The organism is Amycolatopsis sp. NPDC049688 (assembly GCF_040674975.1).
Lineage (GTDB): Bacteria > Actinomycetota > Actinomycetes > Mycobacteriales > Pseudonocardiaceae > Amycolatopsis.
Genome location: NZ_JBFANY010000001.1, coordinates 814,107 through 833,154, shown reverse-complemented (window position 1 = coordinate 833,154; position 19,048 = coordinate 814,107). Strand labels below are relative to the sequence as shown.

The 19,048-nt window shown below is 73.3% G+C and carries 16 protein-coding genes; 12 read left to right on the top strand and 4 right to left on the bottom strand.

Annotated features, from left to right (window positions below; all coding sequences use genetic code 11):
- The first annotated feature begins 57 nt into the window (after positions 1-57).
- Complete coding sequence (locus AB0J55_RS03455) at positions 58-1,077, top strand: NAD(P)-dependent oxidoreductase (protein ID WP_364242161.1); 1,020 nt, start codon at positions 58-60, stop codon at positions 1,075-1,077.
- On the opposite strand, the gene AB0J55_RS03450 is transcribed toward AB0J55_RS03455, so the two are convergent.
- From AB0J55_RS03450 to AB0J55_RS03440, 3 genes are read right to left on the bottom strand one after another with little or no spacing between them, the layout of a single operon-like run.
- A complete protein-coding gene (locus tag AB0J55_RS03450; RefSeq protein WP_364242158.1) occupies positions 999-2,051 on the bottom strand; it encodes a tryptophan 7-halogenase in 1,053 nt (350 codons plus the stop codon). The two genes, AB0J55_RS03455 and AB0J55_RS03450, sit on opposite strands and share 79 nt — an antisense overlap.
- Positions 2,041-2,175, bottom strand: a complete 135-nt coding sequence (locus tag AB0J55_RS03445; protein ID WP_364242155.1) for a hypothetical protein — start codon at positions 2,173-2,175, stop codon at positions 2,041-2,043. The genes AB0J55_RS03450 and AB0J55_RS03445 overlap by 11 nt, the downstream gene beginning before the upstream one ends.
- Before the next feature lie 3 nt (positions 2,176-2,178).
- A complete protein-coding gene (locus AB0J55_RS03440) occupies positions 2,179-5,391 on the bottom strand; it encodes a LodA/GoxA family CTQ-dependent oxidase (RefSeq protein ID WP_364242152.1) in 3,213 nt (1,070 codons plus the stop codon).
- Positions 5,392-5,724: 333 nt separating this feature from the next.
- Here AB0J55_RS03440 and AB0J55_RS03435 point away from each other — a divergent pair, with 333 nt between their 5' ends.
- Genes AB0J55_RS03435 through AB0J55_RS03420 form a run of 4 tightly spaced genes read left to right on the top strand, consistent with a single transcriptional unit; the run spans position 5,725 to position 10,908 of the window.
- A complete protein-coding gene (locus AB0J55_RS03435; protein WP_364242149.1) occupies positions 5,725-7,317 on the top strand; it encodes a S8 family serine peptidase in 1,593 nt (530 codons plus the stop codon).
- Positions 7,314-7,907 (top strand): sigma-70 family RNA polymerase sigma factor, encoded by a 594-nt coding sequence (locus tag AB0J55_RS03430; RefSeq protein WP_364242146.1) that lies wholly within the window; start codon positions 7,314-7,316, stop codon positions 7,905-7,907. The genes AB0J55_RS03435 and AB0J55_RS03430 overlap by 4 nt, the downstream gene beginning before the upstream one ends.
- Positions 7,904-8,368, top strand: coding sequence for a hypothetical protein (locus AB0J55_RS03425; RefSeq protein WP_364242143.1), 465 nt, complete (start codon positions 7,904-7,906; stop codon positions 8,366-8,368). The genes AB0J55_RS03430 and AB0J55_RS03425 overlap by 4 nt, the downstream gene beginning before the upstream one ends.
- Complete coding sequence (locus AB0J55_RS03420) at positions 8,365-10,908, top strand: CHAT domain-containing protein (RefSeq protein ID WP_364242141.1); 2,544 nt, start codon at positions 8,365-8,367, stop codon at positions 10,906-10,908. The genes AB0J55_RS03425 and AB0J55_RS03420 overlap by 4 nt, the downstream gene beginning before the upstream one ends.
- 42 nt (positions 10,909-10,950) lie before the next feature.
- On the opposite strand, the gene AB0J55_RS03415 is transcribed toward AB0J55_RS03420, so the two are convergent.
- A complete protein-coding gene (locus tag AB0J55_RS03415; protein WP_364242138.1) occupies positions 10,951-11,196 on the bottom strand; it encodes an ATP F0F1 synthase subunit C in 246 nt (81 codons plus the stop codon).
- Between the two features lie 1,129 nt (positions 11,197-12,325).
- Here AB0J55_RS03415 and AB0J55_RS03410 point away from each other — a divergent pair.
- The 7 genes from AB0J55_RS03410 to sbnB all read left to right on the top strand — a co-directional run bounded on the left by AB0J55_RS03410 (position 12,326) and on the right by sbnB (position 19,038).
- Positions 12,326-13,012 (top strand): AfsR/SARP family transcriptional regulator, encoded by a 687-nt coding sequence (locus tag AB0J55_RS03410; RefSeq protein WP_364242135.1) that lies wholly within the window; start codon positions 12,326-12,328, stop codon positions 13,010-13,012.
- Positions 13,013-13,261: 249 nt separating this feature from the next.
- Positions 13,262-13,513, top strand: coding sequence for an acyl carrier protein (locus AB0J55_RS03405; protein WP_364242132.1), 252 nt, complete (start codon positions 13,262-13,264; stop codon positions 13,511-13,513).
- Positions 13,514-13,522: 9 nt separating this feature from the next.
- The gene (locus AB0J55_RS03400; protein WP_364242130.1) at positions 13,523-14,773 is read left to right on the top strand and encodes a beta-ketoacyl-[acyl-carrier-protein] synthase family protein; all 1,251 of its coding nucleotides are present in this window, start codon (positions 13,523-13,525) and stop codon (positions 14,771-14,773) included.
- Entirely contained in the window at positions 14,770-15,879 is a 1,110-nt protein-coding gene (locus AB0J55_RS03395; protein ID WP_364242127.1) for a beta-ketoacyl synthase N-terminal-like domain-containing protein, read from the top strand. Before AB0J55_RS03400 ends, AB0J55_RS03395 begins: the two co-directional genes overlap by 4 nt.
- On the top strand, positions 15,876-16,616 hold the full coding sequence (gene fabG, locus AB0J55_RS03390) for a 3-oxoacyl-ACP reductase FabG (protein WP_364242124.1): 741 nt from the start codon (positions 15,876-15,878) through the stop codon (positions 16,614-16,616). Before AB0J55_RS03395 ends, fabG begins: the two co-directional genes overlap by 4 nt.
- Before the next feature lie 14 nt (positions 16,617-16,630).
- Positions 16,631-18,004: a hypothetical protein gene (locus AB0J55_RS03385; protein ID WP_364242121.1), complete on the top strand. Its 1,374-nt coding sequence runs from the start codon at positions 16,631-16,633 to the stop codon at positions 18,002-18,004.
- Positions 18,001-19,038 carry a 2,3-diaminopropionate biosynthesis protein SbnB gene (gene sbnB, locus AB0J55_RS03380; RefSeq protein WP_364242118.1) on the top strand — a complete coding sequence of 346 codons (1,038 nt, stop codon included), beginning with the start codon at positions 18,001-18,003 and terminating at the stop codon, positions 19,036-19,038. The genes AB0J55_RS03385 and sbnB overlap by 4 nt, the downstream gene beginning before the upstream one ends.
- The last annotated feature ends 10 nt before the right edge of the window (positions 19,039-19,048 follow it).

Below are 19,048 nucleotides of genomic sequence, written 5' to 3'. Positions count from 1 at the left end.
CCAGGTCACAGTCTGAGGGCGTCAACCTCGCCCGGGCGCTCCCCGTCCCTTCCGGTCATGAAGGTTCTCGTCGCGGGAGCGACCGGCGTGGTCGGCCGCCGCGTGGTCCCGCTGCTGGCCGCCGCCGGGCACGAGGTGCTGGCGCTGGCCCGCCCGGGCCGGGCCCCGCTGGTGCCGGCCGGCGCGGAGGTCCTGGTGGCCGACGCGCTCGACCGCGACGGCGTGCGGGCGGCGGTCCGGCGGGCGGCACCGGACACCGTGGTCAACCTGCTGACGGCGATCCCGGCCGAGCCGGACCCGAAGCACCTGGCCCGCGACCTGGCGGTCACCAACCGGCTGCGCACCGAGGGCACCCGCAACCTGGTGGAGGCGGCCGGCGACGCGCGCGTGATCAGCCAGGGGCTGGCGTACGGCTACCAGCCGGACGACGGGCCGGCGGGCGAAGACGCACCCCTGTGGCGGGCGGGCCCGCCCCCGCAGTTCGCGCCGGTGCTGGCGGCCCTGGTGGAGCTGGAGCGCCGGACTACCCGCGCCGGCGGCCTGGTCCTGCGCCTCGGTCACCTGTACGGCCCCGGCACGACCTTCGCCGTCGACGGGCGGTTCACCCGCCGGGTCCGGGCGGGCCGGGTCCCCTTGGCGGGCGGCGGCCACGCGGTGTTTTCCTTCACCCACGCAGACGACGCGGCGGCCGCCGTCGCGGCGGCGGTCGACCGCGACGTGGTGACCGGGGTGCTGAACATCGTCGACGACGAGCCGGCCGCGCTGCACGAGTGGCTGCCGGAGCTGGCCCGCCTGCTGGACGCCCCGGCACCGCGGAAGGTCCCGGCCGCACTCGCCCGGCTGGCGGTGGGCAGCTGGGGCGTGGCGTTCCTGAACCGCCTGCGCGGCGCGGACAACGCCCGAGCCCGCCTGCGCCTGGGCTGGCGGCCACGGTATCCCTCGGCGGCCGAAGGATTCGCCGCCGAGTTCGGCGCCGGCCCGGGCAGGCGACCGGGGGCTCAGGACACCTCCAGCCCCCGGTCCGCCGCGCGGTCCCGCCAGAACGCGTTCCCCGCGAACCGCGCCTCCCAGCCGTAGACCTCGCTCCGCACCGCCCGGTACCCGGCCGCCGCCGAGCGCACGAAGGTCCGGTAGGCCTCCCCCGGTTCCGCGGCCGCCCGGCTGCCGGACTCGAGTGCGAACGCCGCGCCGCCGGACGAAAGCGGGTCCACCGCCAAGGCCGCGTCGCCGACCGCGATCCAGCCCGGGCCCGACGCCGGTGCCAGGCTGTGGCTCGCCGCGCTCACCACGCGAAGCGGCCCGATCGGGGTCCCGACGGCGAGTTCCCGCGTCTTCGCGGTCGCCGACAGGGCCGCCGACCAGCCCGGTCCGGTGGCCAGCCCGGCCGCCGCCGAGAACCGGGCGTCGGCGAAGCGGGCCAGCAGCCGGCGGCCCTCCGGCAGCGGCGACGCGTACCACCAGCCGTCCGGGACCGCCTCCAGGAACGTGTCGCCCACCGGTGTGCCCGGCGGCACGGCGAACACCCTCGCCACGCAGACCAGCCGATCGAGACGCTCGCGGCGGGCCCCCAGCGACCGGGCGATCCGGGCCGGGCGGCCGGTCGCGTCGACCACCGTCTCCGCCCGCACCGGCGTGTCCGCGTCCACCACGAAGCCGCCCGGCACCCGCCGCACCCCGCGGACCGCCACCCCGCGCCGGACGTCGGCGCCCGCTTCGGCCGCGGCGTCCGCCAGCATCCGGTCGAAGCGGGCGCGGTCGGTGTGCCAGCCGTGGCCGTGCGGACTGAACACGAACGACCGCTCGGCCACCTCGGGACCGCCCCAGGCACTCGCCGTCTGGTACGACGGGACCGGCCCGGCCGCCACGAACCGGTCCCACACCCCCAGCGCGCGCAGCAGCGGGTTCACCGCGGGCGGCAGCGTCTCCCCCATCCGCAGCCCGTCGTAGCCCGACCGCTCGAACAGGACCACCGCGGCGCCGCGGCGGGCGAATCCGAGCGCGGCCACGGCGCCGGCCGGGCCGCCGCCGGCCACCGCGACGTCAACCTTCATCGCCGACCGTCCGCCGCAGCTCGGCCACCAGCCGGCGCACCTCGCCGGACGCCTCGGCGCCGACGTCCGGCGCAGTGTCGCGGCACAGCGCCTCCACGCACTTCAGGAACTCCCTGGGGTCCACCCCTTACTCGCTCCAATGCCGCATCAGCCGGTCGTTGCCCGCCAGGGTGAGCAGGACGCAGCGCAGCAGCGCGCACCATCGGCGGTCGTGCTCGGCCAGCGCCCCGCCGACGTCGCCCGGACCGCCGCGCGGCGGGGTGTCGCCGCCGCGCCAGACCCCGGCCCAGAGCGTGCGTTCGCGGGTGAAGAGGTGGCCGCGGCCGGTGCGGCCGCCCGCCCGGGCGCGGATCTGGTAGTCGCCGATCGTGTGCGCCACGAAGGATCCGGTGAACTCGTCGCCGTCCGGGGTCAAGGCCAGCGTGCTGACCGCGCCGCCGGGCCGGGTGATCTCCGCCCAGACCGTCGCGTCCGCGGTCAGCGGGATGCCGGAGTCGGCCAGCGCGGCCACCACCGTCACGGTGGCTCCGGGCTGGTGGCTGCTCTGCTGGGCCGATGCCGTGAACGAGACGTCCGACCACGCGTGCACGATCACCGAATAGCGCTGGAACCGGGCGGCGACCGGGTCCTGGCCGCCGTGGTCGTCCTGGCCGCCACGCCGGTCGTAGGCCAGCACCGCGTTCCACATGCCCTCGTGGGCGGGCCGCCCGGGGTCGGCGAGCAGCGGCAGCGGCAGGCGGTAGTAGGACACCTGGTCGGTGGCCACGAACGAGCCGCCCAGCGACCGGGCCAGCGCCGGATCGACCAGCCGGCCGTACGGCGTCTCCAGCAGGAACGTCAGGCCACGCCGGTTCTCGGCGGTCAGGATGACGTCGACCAGGTTGTCGGCGTCGCAGACGGAGAACGGCACCCGCAACGCCTGCCGGTAGCCGATGTGCCCGGCCGGGTCGAGCACCACCTCGGCGTTGCTCACGCCGGCGAGGATCTGCAGGAAGTACTTCTTGAGCAGGAACTGGTTGTCGCCGCCGAGCGCCGGCCCGGTGATCAGCAGGGAGCCGCCGTGGTTGCCGGACACCGTCTGCAGCGCGGCGGCGCTGGTGTTCGCGGCCGTGCCGAGCCCGACCGAGTACGTGGTTTCGTCGATTTCCGCGGCCACGTCGGCGATCCAGCGGGGGCGGTTCTCCACCCCGTCGGTGAGCACGACCAGCGACCGGACCTGGGTCGCGGCCGCCGCCAGGGTGCCCCGGCCGGTGAAGATGCCGTCCCCGATCGAGGTGTTGCCGCCGGGATTCAGGCCGGCGCCGTAGATCGCGCTGCGCAGGTCGCTGCGCGTGGTGTCGAACGGGTCGTCCGCCGCCCCCAGGGTGGTCAGGCCCCGCACCACGGCGGCGTCGTCGGCGAACGCCGTGAGCGAAAGGGCGTCGCCGGGCAGCATCACGTCCAGGAACGTGCTCGCCGCCTCGCGCAGGCTCTGCGCCTTGCTCCCCAGCCCGTCGCCGCGGTCCTCGCTCATGCTGCCGGACTTGTCGAGCACCAGCGCGGCGGCCGCGGTCTTGCGGGGTACGGAGTTCGCAGTGACCGGGATGGTCCACGTCTGCCCGGTTTCCGCGCACGACGCGGTGAGGCTGTCGGTGACGCTGTGCGCGGTGTTCGGGGCGGCGTACACGATCCACAGCCGCACGGTGGTGATCGCGGCCCCGGTCGGCGGCACGGTGACCGGCGTCGGGGTGTAGCGGGACAGGCTCGGGTCGGCGGGACCGGCGGTGAAGGTCAGCGTGACCGGCACCGGCGACCGGACCTCGAACACCACCGCGCGGGCCGCCTTGCGCGTGGTGCCGCCGGGTCCCTGGGGCACGTCCCGGAAGGTCAGCGACGGCGTGACGAGGTTGACCACGGCGTCGGCGCCGTCGCACCGGTCGGTCTCCACGAGGGCGGTGCCCTGGCGGGTCACGAACCCCAGCTTCGCCCACTGCCCCGCCACGAAGGCCGCGGTGCCGGGGACCGACCGGGCCCACGCCTTGCTGCCCGCCCCGGCGACGTCGACCTGGTTCGGCCGCGGCGCCGGCCACCAGTACGTGCTGCACGCGTAGAAGTCCGACTGCCACGGCACGGCCATCCGCGTGGTGAGGTCGCCGGGCGCCACCTTCGCGTGGTCCAGCCGGAACGACGGGACGCCGCCGTTGCTCACCACCGGCAGGTACCGCGCGGTGTCGGTGAGGATCACCCCGGCCTCGATGCCGGGGAAGAACGCGCCGCCGACGCAGTTCTCCAGCGCCGCCTTGTCGAGTCCGCCCGGGGTGATGTCCGCGTCCGGTGGCGGGCTCTGCCCCCACGCCGGGTCCCAGTCGGCGGTCACCGTGCCGGCCGCCCACTTCTGCACCATCGCGAGCTGGGTGCCGGTCAGGTTCTGGTCCCACTGCCCGTTGTTCGACGTCGAGTACTGCCGCGGCATGTGGGCGGGCCCGGGCGGGGCGACCAGCCGGTCGTACACCCACTGCGCGCCCGCCATCGGATGGCTGAACGCGTGGTGGCCCTTGGCGTCGGAGTTCACCGCGGCCGAGTCGAGCGCCGACTGCAGCACCGGGTAGATGTCGTCGGTGTAGGACGGGGTCGCGGGCGGGGTCAGCAGCCCGGCGGCGGCGTGGGCGTCGTAGACCGCGTCCCACAGCCGGATCGTGTTGTCGACCGGCGGCGCGAACTTCGGCGGCGCGACGACCACCCAGGAGCCGAGCGCGGTGAACGTCTGGCCGCCGATCGTGACCGTCGCGGTCACCGGGCCGTCCGCCACGTCGTCGTGCCAGCCGTCGTTGTCGGCGAAGTGCTGGAGCGCGGTGCCGGCCGGGGCGCCGGCGTTGCCGAGGCCGCCCAGCACCAGCAGGTGCCCGTCGTCGTCGGTGCGGACCTCGCCCAGCGGCACGGTGACCGCCGCGCCGCCGGGCACCTCGAACGTGCCGGAATCCAGCACCACGCGCTGGTCCGGCCCGGTGAGCGTGCGGGCGCCGGGGTCGATCACCAGCTTGTCCCGTGCGGCGCCGGTGACGCCGCTGTTGCGCGGTCCCGGGTGGTCGAAGCCGTCCGCGGCGGCCTTGCGGTTGACCAGGTGCACGGTCCACTCGATGGCCGCGTCGGCCGCGGTCAGCTCGGTCGCCACGCCGTTGTCGTAGCCGAAGACCCGGAACCGGGCGGCCTGCCGCTTGATCCGGCACCGGTCGTCCTTGTACCCGCCCGGCGGCGCCGACCGGTCCCACCGCCGCTCCGGCCCGACGAAGAACTCCGTGTCGCTGTTGCCGACCCGCGCGATGCCGATCGCCGGGTGGATGCGGACTTCCGTGATCGCCATGGCGGCCCTTCCCTCGGTGTGCGTACCTGGCGGTGAAGTGGGGGCCGGGCGCCGCCGGATACGTCCGCGCGCATTTGTCCCACCACATTCGCGGACGAAAACATTTGGCACACCGAAGTCATTCGACAATCATTGATCACCTGATTTCCGATTCTTTACACCGGTCGGGTGAGCGCGATTACTACTTCTGACAACCGTGTTATTCTCGATACCGAGCCAGGTTTACCGCTTTGTGACCGGGGACGCGTATCCGGCGGAGCGTGCACCGGCCTTCCCGGGGTGGCAGCGGCTTCGGCAGCAAGGCCGGCCGCACCGGCTCGAGGGGAGCGACGCATGGAGGTCCGATTCGATCCGCCGGAAGGACGCGGGACGGGAGAGCTGGGCTCGCCCGGGTTCGTGCCCGCGATTTCCCCGGAACTGCTGGAGCGGCACGGCGCCCGCGTGCTCGACCCCGGCCTGGACGTCGTCGAGGGGTGGCCCGCGCCGGGAGCCCGGTACCGGCCGACGGTCTACCGGCCGGGCGTGCTGCTGATTCCGGTCGAAATCTGGACCGGGAAAGGCGGCGCGATCGACAACGTGCTCAGTGAGATCCGATTGCGCGCGGAACCCCCGGAAAGCCTGCCGGAGCGGGCACCGGTCCGCATTGCGCTCCGGCCACAGGGGCCCGGCGTCGCCGTGACCGTCGATTCCTGGCTCGCCCTGCAGCACCTGAGGGCCTCCGTTCCGCCGCCCCGCGGCGACGGTGGCCCGTACGAAGCCGCCGACGGCTCCGGGCTCACCACCGACGACGTGGCCCGGATTTCGCTGGAACACCTGATCGCCACCACCGACGACATGGTGCTCAAGCCGTGGGCGATCAGCGACACGCCGGGTTCCGGTTCGATGCGGTCCTCGTCCCGCGGGCGGCTCCCGGCGGTCCTGCCCGGCGCGCCGCCGTGCCGGCCGTCCGCCGCCCGCCGTCCGGTGATCGCCGTCGTGGACAGCGGCCACGCCGACCACCCGCTGCTGTCCTGCTACGTGCCCGGCCCCAACACCGTCTTCGCCGACGAGTTCGTCACCGTGTCGCCGGACATCCAGGCGGAGATCGTGAAGAACCGCCCCGCCGGCGAGACACCGGCCTTCCGGCTCATCGACGGCTACCGGGACACGCCGGAGCCCACCGAACCGCTCGTCGGCGCGCTCGAGGACGCCTACGGGCACGGCACGTTCATCGCCGGCCTGATCCGCCAGGCGGCGCCCCGCGCCCGCGTGCTCGCGATCCGCGCGGTGCACAGCGACAAGATCGGCTACTCGGGCGACGCGCTGACGGCGCTGACCGAAATCCTGCGCCAGGTGACCGAGGCGCAGGACGACGGCTGTCCCGGGAAGATGATCGACATCGTGTCGTTCTCGGCGGGCTACTACGACGAATGGGAGGAAACCTCCGAGTTCGTCGAGGTCGTCGGCGAACTCGTCCGGCGCGGGGTGGTGTTCGTGGCCGCCGCGGGCAACGAGTCGACCGCGCGGCCGTTCCTCCCCGCGTGGCTGGCCACCCGGCCCGCCGACCCGCAGGGCGGTCCCCCGGTGATCGCGGTCGGGGCGCTGAACCCGGACGGCAGTAAAGCCTTGTTCTCGAACGAAAACAGGTCGGTGAAGGTGTGGGCCAGCGGCGTCAACGTGGTGAGCACCTTCCCCGCGGGTGACGGTTCGGAGACGCCGGAACGGGTGGTCCCGAACCTCGGCCGGGCCTCGCTGGACCCCGACCGGTTCACCGGCGAGTACGCCATGTGGAGCGGCACGTCGTTCGCGACGCCGCTGGTCGCCGCCGAAGTCGCGAACCGGCTCCTCCGCATCGGGGAGAAGAAGGCGAAGCTGGCCCTGACCGAAGTGGACCTCAAAACCACCGTCAAGCGCGCCCGCGCGGCGCTCCCGGAGTTGTTGCCATGAGCACAGCCGAGGCCGGCCGGTCGCCGGCGCACCCCCTCGACCACGACCGGGTGGCCGCGGTCTTCACCGCCGCCCGCGCCGGGGACCAGGGGGCGTTCGACGAGCTGGTCGGCCTGCTGACCCCGCTGCTGTGGCACGTCGCCCGCGCACAGGGCGTCGACCGGGAGCACAGCGGCGACGTCGTCCAGACGGTGTGGCTGCGCCTGCTCGGCTCGCTCGAGGAGATCCGCTCCCCCGTCGCCCTGACCAGCTGGCTGATCACCGTGACCAAGCGCCAGGCGTGGCGGGCCAAGGCGCAGTACCGGGCCGAACAGCCGGTCGACGAGCGGTGGTTCCCCGCCCTGGAGGACCCGGCACCCGGCCCGGAACACCACGTGCTGGCCGAGGACCGCCGGGCGGTGCTGTGGGCGGCGGTCAACCGGCTGCCCGAGCGGTGCCGCCGGCTCCTGCGCATCGTCGCGTTCGTGCCGCGGCCGGACTACGACCAGGTCAGTGCGGCGCTCGGGATGAAGAAGGGCAGCATCGGCCCGACCAGGGGCCGGTGCCTGAGCCGGCTGCGGTCCCTGCTCGCGGACGGGGACTGGCCGTGACCGGGCGCCCGCGGGCCGCCGCGGACGAGAAGGAGCTGCTGGCCGAACTGCGGCAGCTGTGGACGGACGCCGATCCGGTGCCGCCGTCGCTGGTCGAGCGGGTCTGTTTTGCGGTGCGGCTGGCGAACCTGGAGGCCGAGCTGACGTCGGTGCCCGTCCTGCTGGAGGTCGCCTCCGCGCGCGGCGACGGGTCCGGCCGCGTGCTGACGTTCGAACGGGACGGATTCGCCGTGCTGGTCAACGTGACCGCCGGCGAAACCGGCACGGTCCGGGTGGACGGCTGGCTCGCCCCGCCGGCCGCCCACGACGTCGAGCTCCTGACGACGGCCGGCCGGCGGACCGCCCGGTGCGACGGCGAGGGGCGCTTCGTGATCGAAGGCGCGCGCCGCGGCCCGGCGCGATTGGCGGTCCGGCCCGCCGGCGCCGGGCGGCCGATGACGACCCCGGTCATCGAGCTGTGACGGCCGAAGCGGCTCCGGACCCCGGCGAGCAGGTCCGGGCCCTGCAGCAGCGGGCGGTCGAGGCGACCAACAACGGGCAGCCGCTGGCCGGGCGGCGGCTGCTGCTCACCGCGCTGCGCCTGCTCGGGTGGTCCTCGCCCGACGCGCCCCCGGGGCCGGGCCCGGACCGGCTGGCCGTGCGGGTGCTGACCAGCCTGGCCGGGGTGGAGGTCGTGCTGGGCCACAGCGAGCACGGCTTCCACCTGCTCGACACGGCCGAGGCCGCGGTGGCGCCGGAAGACCGCGGGGTCCTGCTGCAGCAGCGGGGCCTGCTGCTGGTCCTGGTCGGCCGGATGGGCGAAGCGCTGCCGTACCTCGACGACGCCGTTCCCCTGCTGCGGCGTGCCGGCGAGGAAGTCGTCCTGGCGCGAACGCTGCTCAACCGGGCGCTGCTGCACCAGATCGCCGGGCGGGTGCGGCCGGCGATGGCCGATCTCGGCCAGTGCGCGGAGCTCGGGAGCCGGCACGCCTCCGAACGGGCGCTCGTCGCCAAGGCCCGGCACGGCCGGGGGCAGTGCCGCGTCCTCACCGGAGATATCCCGGGCGCGCTGCGGGACTTCGACGCCGCCGGCGCGGTCTACGCCGAGCTGTGCGCGGAGATGCTGGGCCCGCTGGGTGTCGACAAAGCGAGGGCGTTGCTCGCCGCCGGGCTGCCGAGCGAAGCCGCCATCGAGCTCGACGCGGCGCTCGGCCTGTTCGCCGTCTCCCGCCTCGACCAGGAGCACGCCGAAGCGGAGCTCACGCGGGCCCGCGCGGCGCTGGCGACCGGGCGGCCCGCGCAGGCGCGGGAGTGGGCGGCGCGGGCGCGGGCGCACTTCCGGCGGCGGGGCAACGAAACCTGGGCCGCGGTGGCCACGCTCACCGTCCTGCGGGCGGACTTCGCGGCCGGGCGCCGGATGGCCGCGGTGGCGGCGGCCACCGAGGCGCTCGCCGACCGGCTGACCGCCCTCGGGCTGCGCAACGACGCCGAAGCCGCGGCGCTGCTGTCGGCGCGGGCGAACATCGCCCGGCACGAGGTCGGCCGTGCCGGGGACCAGCTGGCGAAACGGCTCGGCGCCGGCGCTCCCCTGACGTCGCACCTGGTGCGCAGCCTGGCCCGGACCGAGCTGGCCATGGCCACCGGCGACCGCCGGGGCGCGTTCGCGAACGCCCGCGCCGGGCTGGACCGCCTCGACGCGCACCGCGTCCGGTTCGGCAGCTTCGACCTGCAGACGGGGGCGGCCTCGCTCGGCGACGAGCTCGCCAGGGCCGGGCTGGCCGCGGCGCTGGGCACGGCGGACCCCCGGGTCGTCTTCCGGTGGCTGGAGCGGTCGCGGGCCCGGGCGTTCCAGGTCCCGGCCGTGCGGGCGCCGGCCGACGAGCGCACCCTCGACGCCGTCGCCGAGCTCCGCCACCTCGCGCACGAGGCCCGCACGGCCGAGCTGGCCGGGCAGCCGGCGACGCAGGCGCGGCGGCGGTGCCTGGCGCTGGAACGGGCGATCCGGGCCCGGGACTGGCAGACCGGCGGCGCGGCCGGCTACCACGCCGGGGCGTCGTTCGCGGACGTCGCCGCCGAGCTGGACCGGGCCGGCAGCGTGCTGCTGAGCTTCCTGACCGACCGGACCGGCTTCAAGGCGCTGGTGCTCGTCCGGGGGCGCGCGGCACTGGTCGCGCTGGGCGACCCGGCGACGGTCGCCGAAGCGCTGGCGCGGCTGCACAGCGACCTCGACACGCTGTGCGGGCGCCGGCTGCCGCACGCCATCGACCAGGTCGTGCGGACGTCGCTGGGCCGGCAGCTCGCCGTCCTGACCGAGCAACTGCTGGCCCCCCTCACCGACACGATCGGCGACGCGGAGGTCGTCATCGTGCCGAACGCGCCGCTGTCGACGGTGCCGTGGGGTCTGCTGCCCCCGCTGCGCGGCAGGCCGGTGACGGTGAGCCCGTCGCCGTCGGCCTGGCACGCGGCCCGGCGCGGCTCGGACGGCGCCGCCGCCGGCCACGTCCTGGTCGTCGCGGGCCCCGCCCTCGACCACGCGCCCGCCGAGGCGAGCCGGATTTCCGCGGTGTACCCGGAAGGGACCCTCCTGACGGGGTCGCGCGCCACGGTGGCGGCCACCCTCGGCGCCCTCGGGGACGCGGCGATCGTGCACTTCGCGGCGCACGGCCACCACGAACCCGAGAACGTCCTGTTCTCCCGCCTGGACCTGGCGGACGGCCCGCTGATGGCCTACGACGTCCACCAGCTCGAGACGGCGCCGCGGCACGTGGTCCTGTCGGCCTGCGACGTCGGCCGTTCGGTGGTCCGCCCGGGCGACGAGTTCCTCGGGTTCACCGCGGCGCTGCTGTATTCGGGCAGCCACACGGTGGTGTCGAGCGTCGCCCGCGTCGACGATCAGGCGGCGGTCGAGGTGATGGACGCCTACCACCGGGCCCTGGCCCGCGGGGTGCGGGCGCCGCGGGCGCTGGCCGACGCGACCCGGGGTGAGCCGCTGACGCCGTTCGTGTGCTTCGGCGGCGCGTGACGGTCCCCCGGGTCACCCTCCACATCGGACACACCGGCTCGCTCAGGAAAGCGAGGCGATGAAATAGATGACGATGCCGATCAGGGCGAGCACCTCGGTCAGCACGAACGTCGAATACCCGATCGTCTGCAGTTTCCCGCTCGCTTCCGGTTGGCGCGCACTCCCGTTGATGACGGCGGCGAAGATCAGGCCGACGCCGATTCCCGGGCCGATCGCGCCCAGACCGTAGCCGATGGCCGCGAGGCCGGGGTTGATGTTGGCCGCCTGGGCCAGGACGGTGTCGCTCATGGGCATTCCCCTTCACATCGGTCCACGCGCACGCTCGCGTGGAGCAGCGGTTCGTGTGTCACCGGACAAGGGATCAGGGCTGGGCGAAGGCGTCGGAAATCGGCGGCTGTCGTCGAAGCGGGCAGATCTCGTCGGGAAGGGAAGCGACCGGCCGGTAATCGAGGGATCCGGTCGACACCAGGATATCACGTCGAATCCGTCGCCGCCGGGGAAATCCGGGGACGAGACGCCGGCGCGGATCCGGGAGCCATCCATATCTGTCCATTGTGGTCGGTCAAGGTTCCCGCCGGCGCGGGCCCGCGCGGGCACACACCGCGATCATCCGTGCGCTCACCGCAATCGGACTCAGGGTCGAATCCCGGCGGGCACTCCACCTCGTCGACGAGTTCCCGGACGAGGCCGTCGACTACGTCCGCGAGCTGTTCGCCGAGTCCGGCCGCACGCCTTTGCCGGAGCGACCCGAGCTCTTCTCCCGGAGACCGCCCGAGCCGAATGCGACCGGGCCGCCACCGCAACCGCCGACAATAGAACCTGAATAATATTCAGACTAATAACAGTCGCCTATACCACAGCGCCGATTTCACCCGTAACTCACTCCGGAATGGCGTTTCCGGCGCCGAATGCCCGCCCGCCCCGCGCCCCCGCCGCCAGGCTCCGGCACAGCAGCGCCGCGCACGCCCAGCGGCCCGCACCCAAGGGGGTCGTCCGCGAGCGCAACCAAGTGATCACCCTGCGGCTACGGCGTAATGAGGTCCCACCGGACCGGGCAAGCGCGACAGCGGCCGCGACCGCTCGACCTGCACGGATCTCAAACCGCTGTCGGAGTGCTGGCACCACCATTAATGGTGGAGCTAACACCACCATGCCGGACGATGTCCGAATACATCCATACCCAACTCGTCCACCTGGTGAAACTACTCACGAGTTCGCCGATTCACTGGTCCGAACGGAGGTACCTAAGCCACCGGCCCTCTGCCACTATCTCCGAAAAATACATCGTCGGGTGATCCGGCCTGGGTAAAGTCATCGGGTCAGCCGAATCTGGGGGTAGGTACTAGTGCAAATCGAACTGCTGGGCGCCTTGGAAATAAGATCCGGTGGGAGAATTCACGCAATACGCGCCAAGAAAGTGCGGACATTACTGGCGATGCTGGCGCTGTCGCCGGGACGTCCGGTGTCCTACGAGCAACTCGCGGACGAACTGTGGGGCCCGCGGTCGCTCGCCAACTCGCGCAACGCGCTGCAGGCGAACATCGCGCGGCTGCGGCGGCTGTTCAAGCCGATCACGGACGCGACCGGGGAGGAAATCGTCCGGACCACCTACAGCGGCTACCAGCTGGAGGTGCCCGCCGAGTCGATCGACTCGCACCGGTTCCTCGAGCTCGCGCGGCGCGGCACCGCCCTGGTGGGCTCCGCGCCGCACGAAGCCGTCGGCATCCTCCGGGATGCCCTGATGCAGTGGCGGGGGCCGGCCCTGATGGACGTCCAGGAAGGGGTGCGGTGCCGGGCGGCGGCCACCCACCTCAACGAACGGCGGCTCGCGGTCCAGGAGGACCTGATCGCCGCCCGGCTGGCCGTCGGCGAGCAGCACGACATCGTGCACGAGCTGCGGCTGCTGACGACCGAAAACCCGGGCCGGGAGCGCCTCAGCGAGCTGCTGATGCTCGCGCTCTACCGTTCCGGGCAGCAGAGCGAAGCGCTGTCGGTCTTCCACCACACCAGCAAGTGGCTCGGCGCCGAGCTCGGCCTCTCGCCCGGCCGGGCGCTGAAACAGCTGTACCAGGCCATTCTGGTCCAGGACTGCATGCTCGACTGAACCGCAGGGACGGCGCCTCCACCGGCCGTCCCTGCTGTCGCACCGCTCGGGCGCCCCTTCGCTCCGGGCCCATCCCCCTCCTTTCCCCGCGTGCTTCCGTGATCGCTGGGCGTGATCATGACGCACCGGGATGACCGACCGCTGACAGCTCACCGACGGGCGCCTTCGTCAGCGTTCGGTCAGAGTGCGGTCATCTCCCCTGGCTAGTTTCCGGCGAGGCCGAAGTTCGCCCGAAACCCAGGAGTCGTCATGACAGCGGCAGTGTCCGAGCGCAGGGAACAGATCCGCGCGATCGTCCGCGAGCACCTCGAACTCGAGGACAACGAGCTTTCCGAGACGAGCAACTTCATCGAGGACCACGAAGCCGACTCGCTCACGCTGATGGACGTGCTCGCGGCGCTGGAGAAGAAGTTCGGCGTCACGATCGACCAGGCGCAGTTCCGCCGGATGACCGATCTGAACAGCGCCTACGACGTCGTCGCGGAATCCGCCGGCTGGTAAGGGAATCCGATGAGCGAACATTCCACCGCACCCGGACGCCGGGTGGTGATCACCGGCTGCGGGGTGGTTTCCAGCCTGGGCACAGGCATCGAGGAGTTCACCGCGGCGCTGCGCGCGGGGCGCAGCAACGTCCGGCCCATCAGCGTCTTCGACACGACCGGCTTCGAGCACAACAACGGCTGTGAGGTCATCGGTTTCGAGCCCGAACGCTGGATCGAGAACGTCGACATCGACTCGCTCGGCCGCGCCAGCCGGTTCTCCACCGCCGCCGCGCGGCTCGCGGTCGCGGACTCCGGCATCGACCTCGACGTGCTGCGCGAGGCGCGCTGCCTGCTGTCGGTCGGCACGACCGACGGCGAGTCGCACGAGCTGGACAGCATGGTCTCGCTGGAGATCGACGGCGGCCCGGAGGCGATGAGCCCGCGGCTGGCCCGGCGCACGTCGGCCGGCCGGCTCGCCACCTCGATCGCCCACGAGCTGCGGCTGTCCAATGTGGAGGTCGGCAGCATCGCGACGGCCTGCTCGGCGGGCAACTACGCGATCGGCCACTCGTTCGACGCGATCCGGCTCGGCGAAGCCGACTTCGCGTTGTGCGGCGGCGCGGACGCCGTCTGCCGCAAGACGTTCACCTCCTTCTACCGGCTGCGCAGCATCGCGCCGGACTACTGCCGCCCGTTCGACAAGAACCGGCTGGGCATCCTGACCGGCGAGGGCGCCGGCATCCTGATGCTGGAGAGCCTGGAGTCGGCGCTCGCCCGCGGCGCCCGGATCTACGGCGAAGTCCTCGGCTACGGCCTGTCCTGCGACGCCCACCACCCGGTCGCCCCGCACCAGGGCGGCATCGCCCGCTGCATGGAGCTGGCACTGGAGAACGCCGGCGTCAAGCCCGCGGAGGTCGACCTGATCTCGGCGCACGGCACCGGCACCCACGCCAACGACAAGACCGAGGCCGCGGCGATCCGCGAGCTCTTCGGCGAGGACACCCCGCGCGTGGTGTCGATGAAGTCGATGCTCGGCCACTCGATGGGCGCGGCGAGCGCGCTGGCCGCCATCGGCTGCTCGGTCGCCATCACCGAGGGTTTCATCCCGCCGACCATCAACCACATCGAGACCGACCCCGAGTGTGCCGTCGACTGCGTGCCCAACGTGGCCGTCGAGGCGGACCTGCGGATCGTGCAGAACAACGGCTGGGCGTTCGGCGGCAACAACTCGGTCGTGCTGATCGGCCGCTACGACGGCCCGCGGGAGGCGGTCGCATGAGCACCGCAACCCCGGCCGCGCCGGTCATCTCCGCCTGGACGGCGATCTCGCCGTTCGGGCACGACCGCGCCTCCTTCGCCGACGGCGTCCGCACCCGGACGTCCCCGGTGTCCGCAGTGGACACCGGGCGCTGGGAGCGGGGCCCCGGCGACACCGCGGCGACCGTCCCGGGCTTCGAACCGCGGGAGTTCCTCGGTTCCAAGGGCACCCGGGCGATGAACCGCGTCAGCGGGCTCGCCGTCGCGGCGGCGAAGCACCTGCTCGCCGACATCGGCGTCGAGCCGGGTGACGACCGCGACGACATCGGGTTCGTGCTGGGCACCACGACCGGCAGCGTCCAGAGCATGATGGACCTGACCCGGGCGTCGCTCACCGGCGACAAACCCGACCACGTCGAACCGGCCGCGGTCCCCGGCTGCGTGATGAACTGCGCCGCCGGGCAGGCCGCGATCTGGCACGGGCTCAAGGGTCCGAACGCGACGATCGCCGCGGGCCGGACCACCGGCCCGCACGCGCTGAACTACGCGCGGCGGCTGCTGCGGACCGGCCGGGCGACCCGGGTGCTCTGCGGGGCCGCCGAGGAGTACTCCCCCGCCCGCGCCTGGGTCGAGCACCACCGCCGGGGTGGCGGCGACAGCGTGGTCATCGGCGAAGGCTGCGCGATGTTCCTGCTGGAACCCGCGGACCTGCGGCCGCCCGGCCGCCGCGTGCTCGGCACCCTGGAGGGGTTCGAGTCCCGGGTGTGCCTGGACGGCGACCTCGCCGGCGCCGTCACCGTCGCCGTCCGCGCGCTGCTCGCCGCGGCCGGGGTCGCACCCGGGCAGGTGTGGGCGGCGACCGGCAGCGGCTTCACCGATTCCCGCGGCGAAGCGGTCGAGACGGCCGCGCTGCGGAACCTGTTCGGCGACGCCGCCGTCGACCGGGTGCCGTCCGCGGACCTGCTCGGCGACACGGCGTCGGCGAGCGCGATGTTCCAGCTCGCCGCCGTCCTGAGTGTCGCCGAGTCCGCCGAGCGGGCCGGCGCCGACCACACGGTCGTCACCACGTGCGACGACGACGGTGCGGTGGCGTGCACGCTGCTGCGGCTCGGCGAGCCGGTCCGATGAGCGACCCGAAGGTCGCCCTCGTCAGCGGCGGTTCCCGCGGCATCGGCCGGGCGGTCGTGCTGCGCCTCGCCGAGAACGGCCACGACATCGCGTTCTGCTACCGCTCGGACGAGCAAGCCGCCGACGTACTCGCCAAGGAGGTGCACGAGCTCGGGCGGCGCGCGGTCGCGACGAAGGTCGACGTCACCGACCGGGAAGCCGCGGCCGAGTGGGTGGCCCGCACGGCCGCCGGCCTCGGTGTCCCGGACGCCGTCGTGACGTCCGCGGGCATCACCCGCGACGGCGCGTTCGTGACGATGACCGGAGACCGCTGGACCGACGTGCTGCGGACCAACCTCGACGGCGTCTACAACGTCTGCCAGCCGGCCGTGTTCCTGATGCTCAAGCAGCGCCGCGGCAGCGTGGTCGCGCTGTCCTCGGTGTCCGGCGTGCACGGCAACCCGACGCAGGTGAACTACTCGGCGTCCAAGAGCGGGGTCATCGGGTTCACCAAGGCGCTGGCCAAGGAGGTCGGCCGGTTCGGCATCCGGGTCAACTCGGTCGCGCCGGGCCTGATCGAGACCGACATGACCGCGCAGATGACGGACAAGGCCCGCGAGAAGCTGCGCGCGGCCGTCCCGCTGGGCCGGTTCGGCACCGCCGAGGAGGTCGCCGACCTGGTGTCCTACCTGGTCTCCGACCGCGCGGCCTACATCACCGGAAGCGTTTTCGAGATCGACGGCGGCCTGGTCGTCTGAGGGGAAGGTCCGCCATGGACACCGAGAGCCCGAACTTCATCGCGCGGCTCAAGACCGCCGCGCTCGGCTCGGCCGAGCACCCGTTCGTCTTCCTCGGCAACTTCGAGGTCGAGGAGGTGTGGGCCGCCGACGAGCTCGGCCTGCCGCGGGTGTCCGCGGCGGGCAGCACCGCGGTGGTCAACAGCATGGACGAGTTCGCGCTGCTGCTGGGCGGCAAGGGCGACCACGTCGTGCTGAAGCACGCACCCGACCCGGACTATCGCCGCTACCTGCTCGACCTCGGCTTCGAGCTGCCGGAAGTGCACGTCGTGGCGGCGCCGGACCCGGCGCGCAACGTCACCCAGGACGCGCTCGCCGACGCGGCCCTCGTCGCCACGCTCGCGGAGCTCGCCACCGACGGCGCGCACCTGCTCCCCCACGGTGCCTCGGTGGTCGAGGAGGAGCTGGCGGCACGGACCGGCGTGCCGCTGGCCACTCCGCCCGCCGCGCTCTGCAAGGCCGTCAACAGCAAGGTCTACAGCCGGCAGCTGGCCGACGAGCTCGGGCTGCGGCAGCCGCCCGGCTGGATCTGCGACACGCCCGCCCAGCTGGCCGACGCGGTCCCGGAGGCGGCCAAGGTGCTCGCCGAGGGCGGCACGGTGGTGGTGAAGGAGGCGTTCGGCGTCTCGGGGAAGGGCATCTCCGTCGTCACGAGCGAACAGCGGCTGCTGCGCCTGCAGCGGATGGTCGAGCGGTCCGCGCGGAAGGCGGGCCGCGAACGGATCGCGCTGGTCACCGAGACGTGGGTCGACAAGCGGGCCGACCTGAACTACCAGTTCACGGTGGGCCGGGACGGCTCGGTGCGGTTCGACTTCGTCAAGGAGGCCATCACCGAGAACGGCGTCCACAAGGGACACCGGATGCCGCCGCGCCTCGACGAGGCCCAGCACGGCGTGCTCCGGCACGCGGCGGACGCGCTCGGGGCCCGCCTGGCCCGGGACGGCTACTACGGTGTCGTCGGGGTCGACGCGCTGGTCGAGCCGGACGGCGGGATCTTCCCGGTGCTGGAGATCAACGCGCGCAACAACATGTCCACCTACCAGGTGCCGCTGCAGGAGCGGTTCGTGCCCGCCGGTGCCGTCGCGATGGCGCGGCACTACCCGGTGCGCCTCACCGCCCCGCTCCCCTTCGCGCGGCTGGGTGAGACGCTCGGCGACCTGCTGTTCGCCGGGTCCGGGAGCGGGCTGCTCGTCAACAATTTCGCCACCGTCAACGCCGGTGCCGGCCTCGCGGCCGCGGGCGAAGCGTTCGCCGGGCGCCTGTACGGCGTGCTCGTCGGCCCGTCGGTGGCGGAGCTCGACGACCTGGACCACACCATCACCGAGCGCCTCAGGAGGCTTTCCGCATGAGCACGAGCACGTCCGTCCCGGAGTTCGCCGTCATCTCCGGGGCGCAGGTCCACGATGTCCTGGCGGGTCAGGAAAAACTCGTCATCGACCTCATCGAGTCGGCCTACCGCCTGCACGGCGAGGGCGACACGATCAACCCGCCGTCCTACTTCCTGCGCTTCCCCGACCGGCCGTCCTCCCGGATCATCGCGCTGCCGGCGTCGGTCGGCGGGGACATCGCGGTCGACGGCCTCAAGTGGATCTCAAGCTTCCCGGAGAACGTCGAAAGCGGGTTGCCGCGGGCGTCGGCGATCCTCGTGCTGAACGACCCGGCGACCGGCTATCCGCTGGCCTGCCTGGAGAGCTCCATCATCAGCGCCACCCGCACCGCCGCGTCGGCCGCGCTCGCCGCCGACTGGCTGACCCGGGACCGGGCGCGGCCGGCCCGGCTCGGCATCGTCGGCACCGGCCTGATCGCGCGGTACATCCACACCTACCTGGCCGCCGGGGGCTGGAACTTCGACGACGTCGGCGTGTTCGACCTGAACCAGGCGCACGCCCAAGGGTTCAGCGGGTACCTGGGCGCGGCCGGGGAGCCGTCGGTCACCGTGCACGAAACCGCCGAGGAGCTGATCCGCGGGAGCGACCTGGTCGTGTTCGCGACCGTCGCCGGGGAGCCGCATGTCCACGACCCGGCCTGGTTCGCGCACAACCCGCTGGTCCTGCACGTCTCGCTGCGCGACCTGGCGCCGGAGGTGATCCTGGCCGGCACCAACGTCGTCGACGACGTCGAGCACTGCCTCAAGGCGAACACGTCGGTGCACCTGGCCGAGCAGCAGACCGGCGGCCGGGACTTCCTGACCGGGACGCTGTACGACGTCATCTCCGGCACGGCCACCCTGCCGGAGGACCGGCCGCTGATCTTCTCGCCGTTCGGGCTCGGCGTGCTCGACCTCGCCGTCGGCAAGTACGTCTACGACCAGCTGCACGCTTCCGGGGACCTGCGGACCGTGGACGGGTTCTTCTTCGAACTCGACCGGTACGGCAAGCGCTGAGGAGGAGCCC